This is a genomic window from Reichenbachiella sp., from assembly GCF_039969095.1.
Lineage (GTDB): Bacteria > Bacteroidota > Bacteroidia > Cytophagales > Cyclobacteriaceae > Reichenbachiella.
On sequence record NZ_JBDVOL010000015.1, the window covers coordinates 307,979 to 320,191 of the forward strand.

Sequence of the window (12,213 nt, forward strand, 5' to 3'; positions counted from 1 at the left end):
TACAATTATTGTTTACCTAAAGATAAAACACATTCCTAATATACGCCCCTTACTGGAAATAGCGTTTCAACCAACTGTTTTTTGCTTCAACTTTCCACTCCTTCTGGAAAGATTTGATGTCAGTAACTAAGTTATTGAATGTAACTGTATCAGATTTGATATTACCGCTTTTTACCTCTGATTGGATATTGCTCATCGGTATTTCGATAATTTGATCATCTATCAAGAAACACACTTGTGTTCGATCGAAGAAACTGATATCCATTTCTTTTTCTAAACTCTTGATAAGAGCGACTGATGCATCAATGGAACACCCACTGGCTTGATTAAATGACTCATCTACACTTAGGACCAAAAATTTATTATGAATAATCTGATAGGAACTCTTCAATGACTGGCCATGTGCTGCCCATTGTTGTAAAAAGGAATTACACTTTACTTCAATAAGTGTTTGATCTGAGCGTGACAAGTGCCTATTGGCTTGGTATATCCAAACTCGTGAGGTATCTACCATTTCATCAAATGGAATGTACATAGCATTAACTTTTTATAAATGGCTAACGAAAATTAGACCTCAAAAGTAATGATTATGGCAATTAATTTTTTGTGGTTTCTACAGGTTCTACAATTTCCTCTTCTTGAGGAAACATAATAGAAAGGACTATTGATAGAGTAAGAGCAGCCATAATTACTATAAATGACCAAATGATTGGAATATGTGCATGTTCAATGCCAAAAGCCATTTGAAAGCCCTGCTGAACTATGCTCATCTCCATCAACATTTTTACACCAATAAAAATGAGTACAATAGAAAGTCCTTTTTGCAAAAGATAGAAACGATCCAAGATATTGGCTAAAAGAAAGAACATGGCTCTCAGTCCCATTACAGCAAAAATGTTTGAAGTATAGATGACAAACTCATTTTGAGTAATGGCAAATGCTGCGGGTATAGAATCGACTGCGAAAATCAAATCAGTAGATTCGATCAAAAGAATTACCAAGAATAATGGAGTGAACCAAAGTTTCCCTTTTTCAATAAATGCAAATCTTCCACCACGATCGTCTGTTGATATTGGCAGTACTTTTTTAGCCCATCTGGTGAGTACATTTTTTTCAGGTTCAATTTCCATATCATCATCTTCGTTGAAGATTTTGATACCTGAATAGACAAGAAAAACACCGAAAATGTAAAGAATCCAATGAAATTCTCCAATTAGAAGAGCACCTAGGAATATGAATACTGCCCTAAATACAATTGCTCCTAGTATGCCCCAAAATAAAATGTCGTGGTAATATTCATCTTTGATCTTAAAGTATCTTAAAATCAATAGGATCACAAAAATGTTGTCAACCGAAAGTGCTTTCTCCGTAACGTATGCAGAGAAGTACTCAAGCGCATCTTGAGAGCCACCACCAAAATAGTAAATCAGCCCACCGAAAATACATGAGACTACTACCCAAAATATGGTCTGCAACAAAGCATCTTTTTGAGTGATTTTTGCTGGGCCTTTATGCACAAGGCCAAGGTCTACAGCTAGGAAGAGAATGATCACAATTCCGAAGACGCCGAAAAGCAGGGCTTCGTTAGTGCCCGAAAACAAATTGAGAATCATGAATATGTTTATCTTGGTGGTTTTTACTCTTGTTAGCTGATATTTTCAATTAACAAAGCGCAAAGGAAATGATAATCAGGGAGATAATGAAATTTATTGCAGATTACTATGCTTAATTAACAAGTTGCAAATTGACCAGATGATGGTATGTTCCTTTAACATTGTCTATCAATTCTTTATGTGCACCAGATTCTTTGATCTTACCGTTTTCGATAACGTAGATTCTATCCACTTCTTTTATGGTTGCCAGACGATGCGCGATGATCAATGTTGTCCTTCCTTTCATCAGTTCATTGAGTGCCAATTGCACTTGCTGTTCAGACTCAGCATCTAATGAGCTTGTGGCTTCATCTAGGATTAAAATAGCAGGATCTTTCAAAATTGTACGTGCAATTGCTATTCGCTGACGCTGTCCACCAGAAAGTTTGACGCCTCTTTCCCCCACTATGGTATCCATTCCTTCTGGAAATGAATTGATAAACTCCAGCGCATGAGCTTTTTGTGCTGCGGCATCTATTTCTTCTTGTGTGGCGTTAGGTTTGCCGTAAGCGATGTTCTCTCTGATGGAACCTCCAAAAAGAATGACTTCTTGTGGAACAATACCTATGTTCTTTCTGAAAGCCGAGAGGTCATAGGATTGGATGTCTTGTCCATCCACTTTGATGTGGCCATTGAACTCGTTGTACAGCCGCATAAGTAAATGAACGATTGTGGATTTGCCAGCACCACTTTTGCCCACGATAGCCACTTTTTCACCAGGTTCAATGTGCATAGTTAAACCACTTAGTACTGGCATGTCTTTTCGACTAGGGTATTGAAATTCTACTTCATTGAATGAAAGGTCTCCCTTAAATCTCTCTAAGTCTTGGCTTTCAGTTCCTTCTGTTTCGGAAGATTCATCATGTATTTCCAAAATTCTTTCTGATGCACCTATTGCTCGTTGTACTTGGCCGAATAAGTCTCCGATCCCAGCAATAGAACCACCGATAAAGGCCGTATAAAAAGCAAACGAGGTTAAGTCTCCTAATGTCATTTCTCCACGTTGTAAAAGGAGTGCACCGTACCATAAGATGGCTACCATCCCACCAAATAAAGCGAAAATGATAAATGAAATAAACCCTGCTCTAAAGGCGGCAGTTTTAAGCGCAAGGGCTACTACTCGTTTGAGTGATTTATGATACCTGGCTTTTTCAAATAATTCATTCGTAAAGGATTTTACTGCTAAGATAGATTGTAGTGTTTCCTCTACGATGGTTGATGAGTTGGCCAATTCATCCTGTGATTGACGGGATAACCCTCTTATTTTCTTGCCAAAAATCATCGCTGCAATGATGATCAATGGCAAAGTCATAATCATAAATGTGCTTAATGCAGGTGTAATGACGAAAATGATAATGATACCTGCAACTAAAGTCACAATTTGTCTGATCACTTCCGCCAAGGTGGTTGAGAAGGTGGTTTGTAAAAGAGTGACATCCGAAGACATTCGGCTCATTAAGTCTCCCGTGCGATGACGATCATAAAATGTAATCGGAAGGAAAAGTAGTTTTTTATAAAGATCGAATCGTACATCGGCCATCGCATTTTCACTCACCTGAGCAAAGAGGTAGACTCGAAAAAACGATATAACGCCTTGCAGAAAAAGGATGACAACCAAACTCAAAGCTATGCTGTTGATGTCATTGAGGAACCAGCTACCTTCTCCAGAGGCTACATCTATCAATTTGCCAGCAATAAATGGAAATGCGAGCAATAGGAAACTTCCCAACACCAAAAAAACCAACCCAATGACAAACTTGGTTTTATACGGTATTAAGTACTTAAATATCCCGTAGAGCTTACCAAAATTCTCCTTATTGAGAGCCCTTTTTTCTTCCACCTTGATTTTTTCCTTGGCCATTGCTGTACTTAAAATTTGCGCAAATTTATCTTTATCCATTCACACGTCCAACCTTTTTTGGAAAGAGGGTCTTTGAAATGGTATCTATCAGTAGTGGAAAGTTACAACCAACAACTATATTAGTTGAATGAAAAGTATTTGTGTGTATTGTGGATCGTCGTTGGGCAAAGATGTGCGCTATGTGGAAATAGCTACAGAACTAGGGACAGCCCTTGCAGATAGAAATATTCGACTGGTTTATGGCGGGGCTAGAATTGGCATCATGGGTGCGGTAGCGCAAGCTTGCATGAGTAATGGTGGGTCAGTTACAGGCATTATACCCGAATTCTTGGATCAGGTGGAAATTACCAATACAGATGTAACAGAATTGATTCAGACCAAAAATATGCATGAAAGAAAGACTGCTATGGTTGAGAATTCTGACGGCTTTATTGCCTTGCCAGGTGGTTTTGGAACGCTAGAAGAACTTGCAGAAATATTGACATGGGCACAATTGGGTTTAGTACAAAAACCAATTGGCATTCTAAATATTAATGGGTTTTATGATCAATTACTTGGGCTATTCAATCATATGCTCAACGAAGGTTTTGTGAAATTTTCTAATCTAAACTTATTTGTATCTGATCATACTGTCAGTGGCTTACTTAAAAAAATGGAAGACTTTGATACTGGAGATGCATCATTTCAGCAAAAGTTGGGACTGACTTGATTTTGAGTTTAAGGTTTCAAAAACTAAATTAGAATCTGTACTTTGAGAATTGACCAACCAAATTGACCAACCTTGCGAGAATCATTTTTACATTTTATCTGGCAATTTCAAAAATTTAATGCCACTCTATTGACTACCTCAGACGGACTTCCCATTCAGGTATATTCAATTGGGAATTATAACACTGATGCTGGTCCAGACTTCTTGAATGCCAAATTACTCATTGGGGATATTACATGGTACGGGCATATTGAAATACATCTAAAATCGTCTGATTGGAATAGACATAAACATCAACATGATGAAGCTTATAATAACGTAGTGCTCCATGTGGTTTGGGAGCATGATGAAGAAGTGCAAATGGCCAACGGACAAATACTACCAGTGCTGGAACTTCAAAACCGAATCAAACCAGAACTGCTCAAAAAGTGCAATCAACTCATCAAAAGTCCTGATAAGATACCATGTGCTACACAGTTTGATCAGGTGAAAAACATCGATAAATGGTCTATGCTTGAGCAGGTAGGAGTGATGAGGCTAAAACAAAAATCTGAGTACATCCATCACCTTTTGGAGAAGAATAACGGAAATTGGGAAGAAACTACTTATCAACTACTGGCCAAAAATTTTGGTTTCAAGGCCAATGAAGAGCCATTTCTGAAATTGGCACAAAGCCTAAATCATAAGATACTCATCAAGCATGCAGAGAAACTTGAGCAGGTAGAAGCACTAATTTTCGGCATGGCTGGATTTCTACCAGGAGCGAATGAAGACTATGGATTGGAACTTGGTAAAGAGTTTGATTATTTGTCTAAAAAATATAGACTTGATAATCTAGTTTTAATGAAAGCCGAATGGAAATTTCTGAGGCTAAGGCCAGGTAATTTTCCCACAGTACGTTTGGCACAGTTTGCTTCATTTCTTTCTAAAAATGTGAAATGTTTCGATCAGTTCATCCATTTCGCTGATCAAAAAGAACTTAGAATGATGTTTGAGTTTGAAGTCTCATCTTACTGGCTGAAACATTATGATTTTGGTAAGGAAGGAAATCGAAGCACAAAGACAATTGGAAAATCAAGTATTGATTTAATTATGATTAATTCAGTAGCTCCTTTGTTGGCGGCTTATGCTCAGTACACAGATGAAGGCGGCTACATGGACAAAGCAGTTGGGTTGCTTCAAAGCTTATCCCCAGAGAAAAATCATATCACTAAAACATGGCAAGAATTGGGAATGAAATCGAAGGATGCATTCGACACCCAGGCACTGATCGGACTAAGAAATGACTTTTGTTTGAAAAAGAAGTGTCTATCCTGTAAAATTGGGGTCAGCTTGATCAATAGTTAGCCCTTGTCCAAATTCCTAATTTATATTATCAATATTGTAATTCTCCTTGGAGCTGGTTATTGGTATTATCAGAGATACAAGAATGGAATTTTAAGCAAGCATTTTTGGCCTGCTTTAGTTTACAAAGTGTGTTGTGGGATATTACTTGGTTTGCTCTTTCATACCTTTTACGAAGGAGGGGATACGATTCGATTTTACGAAGATGCTGAAAGATTGTCAAAATTGGGATTTCCCCAATTTTATGAAGCTATTACAAGAGATCTTGACGATAGTTGGCAGGTTAGAGCCATTTATTTTGTCAGAATGGTGGCTGTTCTTAAGCTGGTGACTCAGGCTGATTACTGGTTACTATCAGCGTATTTTTCAATGTTTAGTTTTTTTGGTTCATTTTACTTAGTGGACAAACTTGTGCTTTGGAAAAGCTATCTTAAAACTCCTGCATTGTTGTCCTTTCTTTATTTTCCATCCATCATGTTTTGGTCTTCTGGATTGCTCAAAGAGAGTCTGGTATTTGGAGCACTTACATTTTTACTTGGTGTTTATCTGTCCTGGCTTTCTCAAAGAAAGTTTCACTTCGGTCATTTTACCATAGGAATTCTTTCACTCATTATAATCGTCATTTTCAAGTATTATATCGCTGCGGTACTCCTTCCTTTACTCGTATATCTGATCGGGTTTCATCTTCCGATTTGGAAAAAGTGGGAGATTTCAGGATTTTGGAAAAAGAGTAGTATAATATTCGCTTCTTTGTCTGTTCCAGTATTTTTATTTTTTAGTTGGCTTAGTCCCAATTTGACTTATGGTAAGATTTGGCAAGTCATGCAAGAAAATCATGAGGCCTTTATGAAATTAGCGCCTGAAGGTGCTGTCTATACGTTTAATTGGTTTGGTAATGGTTTGGATGTTTTGGTCAATGTACCTTATCTATGGTTTTCAGGATTGTTTCGCCCTGTTATTGGTGAAGTATTAACTTTCCCGGCAGTACTTTCAAGTTTAGAAAATTTCCTCCTTTTAGCTGGGATGACCTTGGCAGGGTATACACTTGTAAAACACAAGATAAAATGGACTCCTGAACTTTTGGCCATACTGATTTATGTCAGTGCCCTTTCAGTTTTTCTCACCTATTCCGCCCCCAATTTTGGCACTTTGGCTCGATTTAAAATTTATTACGTTCCTCTATTACTGATGTTAATTGTACCCAAGTGCACTCTCTTTACATTTTTAGAAAGAATTAATTCTACTTTTCTCTAACTTTGCGGCATGGAAAATCCCGTAATCATTTTTGGAACTGGTGGCCTAGGTAGAGCTGCACTTGAAATATTTGAATCTAATGGAAACGTAGTATACGGATTCCTTGATGATGATAAAAAACTGCATGACACGGAAATAGATAATATTCCTGTACTGGGTAAAACTAATGATCAGGGATTTCTCAAACTGATCGGCCAAAAATGCGAGGCCTTTGTGGCCACGGACGATAGCAAGGAGAAGCAGACTATTGCAAAAACATTGATCGAAAAGCGTAAAGTAATGCCCACCAATGCGATTCACGCTTCGGCACATATTGCCAAGTCAGCTGTGCTCGGCCATGGTAATTTCATCAATGCCAATGTGACCTTAGGTGCTGGCTCCGATTTGGCTAATCACTGTATCTTGCACAGCGGATGCACCGTAGATCATGATGCCAAGCTTGGTGATTTTGTTCAAATAGGAGCCGGAGCTACGGTGAGTGCCAATGTTGAGCTTGGCGAAAATGCTTTTATTGGAGCTGGTTCTGTCATAGTGAGCAGCGTCAAAATAGGCAAAAATGCTCGGGTAGGAGCTGGATCTGTAGTGATTGCAGACGTAGCTGATGGTGATACAGTCTTTGGGAATCCAGCACAGAAGGTAGACGCATAACCTGTCTTTGTTTCTTTTGATCTTTTAGTTTTTGCTATCTTTTCAGGAATAAATTGTTCTTGAAGTAGCATGACCCAAATTTCCGAAACAGATCTAATATTAAATCCTGACGGCAGTGTTTATCATCTGAATTTAAAACCAGAAGATATATCGAATACGATCTTAACAGTTGGTGACCCTGACCGTGTAGAAAAGATCACTGAGTTGTTTGAAAGCGTAGATTTCAAAACAAAACATAGAGAGTTTGTCACTCACCGAGGGGTATATAAGGGAAAAGTGCTCACTGTGATGAGTACCGGTATGGGTACTGATAACATAGAGATATTCCTAAACGAATTGGATGCATTGGTCAATGTAAATTTGACTACTCGCACCATCAAGGAGAAAAAAACAAGCTTAAATATCATAAGAATTGGGACCTCTGGTAGTATGCAAAAGGATATTCCAGTAGGGTCACTTTTAGCTTCTGAAATGGCTGTAGGACTGGATACACTCATGTGCTATTACCATTTGGAACAAACCAAAGAAGAACAAGCCATTTCAAAAGCGCTTCAATCAGCAACTGGTCTGCCGTTCGAGCCGTATGCAGTAACTGGTTCCAAAATTTTGAAAGGCCGGTTAGCTTTTGATATGATTCATGGTAACACGGTGACCTGCCCAGGGTTTTATGGACCACAAGGTAGAACTTTGAGAGCAAAGAATAAATTACCAGGATTTATGGATGTCCTGAATGAGTTTCGGCAGGATGATTTTAGGTTAACGAATTTTGAAATGGAAACCGCTGGTTATTATGCCTTAGGTAGAATGCTGGGTCATGAGGTTTTAAGTTTGAACGCCATTCTTGCCAATCGGGTGACTCACGAATTTGCTAAAGAGCCAGCAAAAGTTGTGGATGATTTAATCAAAAAGGTTTTAGATAGAATATGAATCACGAATTAATCAGTTGGGATGATTTTGAAAAGGTAGACTTGAGAGTAGGTACTATCCTATCCGCCGAACCTTATCCAGAAGCAAGAAAACCAGCCTACAAATTGACTGTTGATTTTGGAGAAAAAATAGGCGTAAAGAAATCAAGTGCACAAATCACAGTCCATTATTCGTTAGATGAATTGATAGGCAAGCAAGTCATTGGCGTAATCAATTTTCCACCAAGACAAATAGGCAAATTTATGTCGGAAGTATTGGTTACAGGTTTTGCGGATGAAAATGGAGATATCGTTCTCTCTTCTGTAGAAAGAAAACTACCCAACGGTGCCAGACTCTGCTGATGGAATCAGACTTGAAATATAGGACTTTGTCCAAAGAAGACCTTGGTCAAATGCACCGGTCATTTATAGAAGCATTTTCTAAGTACCAAGTCAATATGAAGATGACCAGAGAAGCATTTGAAGATCGGATGTTGTTTAAATTGAACATCAATTTCGACTTGTCACCTGGTGTTTTTTCTGGAGATAAATTAGTTGGCTTTATTTTTCAAACCACTAACGAATATGAGGGTCAATGGGCAGCCTACAATGGAGGAACTGGTGTAATACCTGGCTACTTGGGTCTCGGTCTGACGTCTAAAATGTATGATTATATCAAGCCTGCTTTGTTGGAAGAAGGAGTCAAAAAATGTGTACTTGAAGTTTTGGTTGAGAATGAAGTGGCAATTAAAGCTTATGAAAAAGCAGGATTCGGAAAAGTTAAAACATTCCAATGTTTGATGTTGAAAGATGCCAGACTAAAACGTGAGGCTCGTTCGTCAGTTGAGATTAAGACCGTTAGAGCATCCTCGATAGAGGAATACCAAACCTTGGGAGAGATACAATCCAGTATGCTCGATCAATTGAATCAGGTAAAGTATCACCTACCCCACGAGATCATTTTGGAAACAAGAAATAATCGAATGCTCATAGGTTATATGATTTTTCAACCCCGGAATGGAAGAATTACTCAGCTGGCCGTACATCCAGCCCATAGGAAACAAGGTATAGGCACGGCATTGATCTGTCGCGCACATGCGCTGAGCGTGAACAAAAAAATGTCCATATTGAATATAGAATCTAAAGAGACAGGTATTATTAGCTTCTTAGAAAAATTGGGATTCAATCGTGATCTTCAGCAATTTGAAATGCAAAAACAATTGACGAATGTCTAGCTACGAGGAAAAAATAGCGCATGAATTAGCAGAATGGCAAGTAACTATGCAACGTACGCCATCTATCTCCAATGCGGCGATTCGAAAATTGCAAACGAAGATCAATAGTTTGTGGCCAGAGCGACTGCACCGAATCATGACAAAAGTAATCAAGGAGTTGACCCGGGCGGTATTGTTTGGCGCCGATTTTACTACTAAGCCTAATACTGATGTGAGATCGTTGATGGATATTGAAGAGCAGGTCAAGGACAAAATAAACAAGTATACGTCTACAGCTACCGCGGAAGGGGCTATCACTGGTTTTGGTGGGTTTGTAAGTGGGCTAGCCGACTTTCCACTTTGGCTATCCATCAAAATGAAGATGCTTTTCGATATTGCGGCTTCTTATGGCATCGACACTAAAGATTACAAAGAACGACTTTTTATATTGTATGTTTTTCAATTGGCCTTTTCGAGCCAGAAAAGAAGAAATGAAATCTATCTGATCTTAAGTAACTGGGAAGTACAAAAAAATAAACTACCAAAAGATATCAATGCTTTCGATTGGCGTTCTTTCCAACAAGAGTATCGAGATCATTTGGATTTGGCCAAATTACTTCAGCTGATTCCAGGGGTCGGAGCCGTAGTAGGTGCTTACATCAATCACAAATTGACTAATCGATTAGGTAAAACCGCAATGAATGCTTATCGCCTGAGACGCTTAAATGTTCAGGATTTTGATTTAGAAAAACTCAAAAAAGGGCAGCCGAAACTACCAGAATAAGTATCTTAGAAGATTACTACAGAAACAATATGACGGCCACACGAGTATTTGACTTCCTATATTATCAGAAAGAAAAAAACCCACTAGACAAAGCACTTAATTTTAAGGAATCTGGTCAATGGAAAGGGTATAGCACAGATGAAGTAGTTGAAATTGTAAACCAGCTGAGTCTTGGTTTGCTGGCCATAGGATTGAAGCCAGAGGATAAAGTAGCGATTGTTTCCCCCAATAGACCAGAGTGGAACTTTGTGGATTTTGCCTGTCAGCAGATTGGCGTAGTCACAGTGCCCATGTATCCTACCATTACAGTTGAAGACTATGAGTATATTTTTCAACATGCCGAGGTCAAAATGGTATTTGCTTCCGATCAGGAGCTGATTGAAAAAGTAAAAACTGCCACTGCTTCTTTGGATATTAAATACATCTTTTCATTTGACGAAGTAGAAGGAGTAAACCATTGGAAGGAGGTAAAAGAAAAAGATCCTCAAGGTGATCTGAAAAACGTCGAAGCATTGAAAGATCAAGTAAAACCTTCCGATCTTTTGACCATTATATATACTTCAGGGACAACTGGCAGACCAAAAGGTGTGATGCTGAGTCACAATAACATTGTCACGAATACGCTTGGAGTCTCTCAGCGGATCATGGGTACTATGATACCCGGAGAGGATAGTACATTGAGTTTTCTGCCGATGTGCCATATCTATGAGCGAACTGCGTTGTACGTCTATATCTACAACAGTTTGTCGGTGTACTATGCAGAAAGCATGGATAAGATTGGAGATAACATTAAGGAGGTTCATCCAAATATGTTTACCTGTGTGCCTCGATTGTTGGAGAAGGTGTATGACAAAATAGTATCCAAAGGGTATGAGTTGCCGTTGATCAAACGAAAATTGTTCTTTTGGGCCATTGATTTAGGATTGAAGTACGACCCGAATGGCGATTTCAGCGGTTGGTATCTGTTCAAACTAAAAATTGCTCGCAAACTAATTTTTTCTAAATGGAAAGAAGCATTAGGCGGGCAGCTGAAATTGATTTCATCTGGAGCTGCAGCACTTCAGCCGCGGCTGGCAAGAATTTTTTGGGCGGCTGAAATCCCAGTGTGTGAAGGTTATGGATTAACTGAAACATCTCCTGTGATCACGGCAACGGCTGCTTTTCCAGAACATGTTAGAATAGGTGCAGTAGGTAAGTTGATTGATCATGTAGAGGTGAAAATAGCGCCAGATGGTGAAATCCTCTGTAAAGGACCTAATGTCATGATGGGGTATTACAAAGCACCTGAACTTACAGCTGAAGTGATCCAAGATGGTTGGTTTCATACAGGTGATATCGGTGTGGTAGAAGAAGGTTTTCTTCGAATCACAGATCGAAAAAAGGAAATGTTCAAAACCTCTGGTGGGAAATATATTGCTCCTCAGATGATGGAGAATAAATTCAAAGAAAGTACATACATTGAGCAAATCATGGTAGTGGGAGAAGGGCGTAAATTTCCTTCAGCACTTATTGTCCCTAACTTCGATACACTCAAAGATTGGCAAGCAGATCATGGAATCACTTCTTTAGATAATAAGTCTTTGATTGCACATCCAAAAGTGATAAAATTATTTCAGTCTGAAATTTCTCGTTTTAATGAGGAATTTGGCAACTGGGAGCAAATCAAAAAGTTCGAGTTGATGGAGACTGTTTGGGGCATCGACACCGGAGAGCTTACACCGACGCTTAAATTGAAGCGTCGAATCATCAAGGACAAATTCAAAGAGTTGATCGAGCGAATTTATATGATGTCTAATTAAATTTGTTAGATAGAAATCATCGAATATAGAAAATCACAATGAT

Annotated in this window: 12 protein-coding genes; 9 read left to right on the forward strand and 3 right to left on the reverse strand. The window is 38.7% G+C overall.

What is annotated here, in order from left to right; genetic code table 11:
- Positions 1-49 precede the first annotated feature (49 nt).
- The 3 genes from ABJH98_RS16690 to ABJH98_RS16700 all read right to left on the reverse strand — a co-directional run bounded on the left by ABJH98_RS16690 (position 50) and on the right by ABJH98_RS16700 (position 3,513).
- Positions 50-535, reverse strand: coding sequence for a hypothetical protein (locus ABJH98_RS16690; protein ID WP_348308844.1), 486 nt, complete (start codon positions 533-535; stop codon positions 50-52).
- Positions 536-596: 61 nt separating this feature from the next.
- Complete coding sequence (locus tag ABJH98_RS16695) at positions 597-1,613, reverse strand: TerC family protein (RefSeq protein ID WP_348308846.1); 1,017 nt, start codon at positions 1,611-1,613, stop codon at positions 597-599.
- A 112-nt stretch (positions 1,614-1,725) separates the two neighbouring features.
- Positions 1,726-3,513 (reverse strand): ABC transporter transmembrane domain-containing protein, encoded by a 1,788-nt coding sequence (locus ABJH98_RS16700; protein WP_348309103.1) that lies wholly within the window; start codon positions 3,511-3,513, stop codon positions 1,726-1,728.
- A gap of 127 nt (positions 3,514-3,640) precedes the next feature.
- Here ABJH98_RS16700 and ABJH98_RS16705 point away from each other — a divergent pair, with 127 nt between their 5' ends.
- The 9 genes from ABJH98_RS16705 to ABJH98_RS16745 all read left to right on the forward strand — a co-directional run bounded on the left by ABJH98_RS16705 (position 3,641) and on the right by ABJH98_RS16745 (position 12,170).
- The gene (locus ABJH98_RS16705) at positions 3,641-4,222 is read left to right on the forward strand and encodes a TIGR00730 family Rossman fold protein (RefSeq protein WP_348308847.1); all 582 of its coding nucleotides are present in this window, start codon (positions 3,641-3,643) and stop codon (positions 4,220-4,222) included.
- 72 nt (positions 4,223-4,294) lie between these two features.
- Positions 4,295-5,569 carry a DUF2851 family protein gene (locus ABJH98_RS16710; protein WP_348308849.1) on the forward strand — a complete coding sequence of 425 codons (1,275 nt, stop codon included), beginning with the start codon at positions 4,295-4,297 and terminating at the stop codon, positions 5,567-5,569.
- A gap of 3 nt (positions 5,570-5,572) precedes the next feature.
- Complete coding sequence (locus tag ABJH98_RS16715) at positions 5,573-6,820, forward strand: hypothetical protein (RefSeq protein ID WP_348308850.1); 1,248 nt, start codon at positions 5,573-5,575, stop codon at positions 6,818-6,820.
- Positions 6,821-6,829: 9 nt separating this feature from the next.
- Positions 6,830-7,468, forward strand: a complete 639-nt coding sequence (locus tag ABJH98_RS16720; RefSeq protein WP_348308852.1) for an acetyltransferase — start codon at positions 6,830-6,832, stop codon at positions 7,466-7,468.
- Between the two features lie 69 nt (positions 7,469-7,537).
- On the forward strand, positions 7,538-8,395 hold the full coding sequence (locus tag ABJH98_RS16725; protein WP_348308853.1) for a nucleoside phosphorylase: 858 nt from the start codon (positions 7,538-7,540) through the stop codon (positions 8,393-8,395).
- Complete coding sequence (locus tag ABJH98_RS16730; RefSeq protein WP_348308855.1) at positions 8,392-8,736, forward strand: tRNA-binding protein; 345 nt, start codon at positions 8,392-8,394, stop codon at positions 8,734-8,736. Before ABJH98_RS16725 ends, ABJH98_RS16730 begins: the two co-directional genes overlap by 4 nt.
- Positions 8,737-8,762: 26 nt before the next feature.
- Entirely contained in the window at positions 8,763-9,608 is an 846-nt protein-coding gene (locus tag ABJH98_RS16735) for a GNAT family N-acetyltransferase (RefSeq protein ID WP_348308856.1), read from the forward strand.
- Complete coding sequence (locus ABJH98_RS16740) at positions 9,601-10,371, forward strand: EcsC family protein (RefSeq protein WP_348308858.1); 771 nt, start codon at positions 9,601-9,603, stop codon at positions 10,369-10,371. The genes ABJH98_RS16735 and ABJH98_RS16740 overlap by 8 nt, the downstream gene beginning before the upstream one ends.
- 29 nt (positions 10,372-10,400) lie before the next feature.
- Entirely contained in the window at positions 10,401-12,170 is a 1,770-nt protein-coding gene (locus ABJH98_RS16745; protein WP_348308859.1) for a long-chain fatty acid--CoA ligase, read from the forward strand.
- The last annotated feature ends 43 nt before the right edge of the window (positions 12,171-12,213 follow it).

Coding starts and splice junctions, on each gene's coding strand:
- ABJH98_RS16700 (WP_348309103.1), bottom strand. CDS start 3,513: ATGGCCAAGGAAAAAATCAAGGTGGAAGAAAAAAGGGCTCTCAATAAG.
- ABJH98_RS16695 (WP_348308846.1), bottom strand. CDS start 1,613: ATGATTCTCAATTTGTTTTCGGGCACTAACGAAGCCCTGCTTTTCGGC.
- ABJH98_RS16690 (WP_348308844.1), bottom strand. CDS start 535: ATGTACATTCCATTTGATGAAATGGTAGATACCTCACGAGTTTGGATA.
- ABJH98_RS16720 (WP_348308852.1), top strand. CDS start 6,830: ATGGAAAATCCCGTAATCATTTTTGGAACTGGTGGCCTAGGTAGAGCT.
- ABJH98_RS16745 (WP_348308859.1), top strand. CDS start 10,401: ATGACGGCCACACGAGTATTTGACTTCCTATATTATCAGAAAGAAAAA.
- ABJH98_RS16725 (WP_348308853.1), top strand. CDS start 7,538: ATGACCCAAATTTCCGAAACAGATCTAATATTAAATCCTGACGGCAGT.
- ABJH98_RS16705 (WP_348308847.1), top strand. CDS start 3,641: ATGAAAAGTATTTGTGTGTATTGTGGATCGTCGTTGGGCAAAGATGTG.
- ABJH98_RS16740 (WP_348308858.1), top strand. CDS start 9,601: ATGTCTAGCTACGAGGAAAAAATAGCGCATGAATTAGCAGAATGGCAA.
- ABJH98_RS16730 (WP_348308855.1), top strand. CDS start 8,392: ATGAATCACGAATTAATCAGTTGGGATGATTTTGAAAAGGTAGACTTG.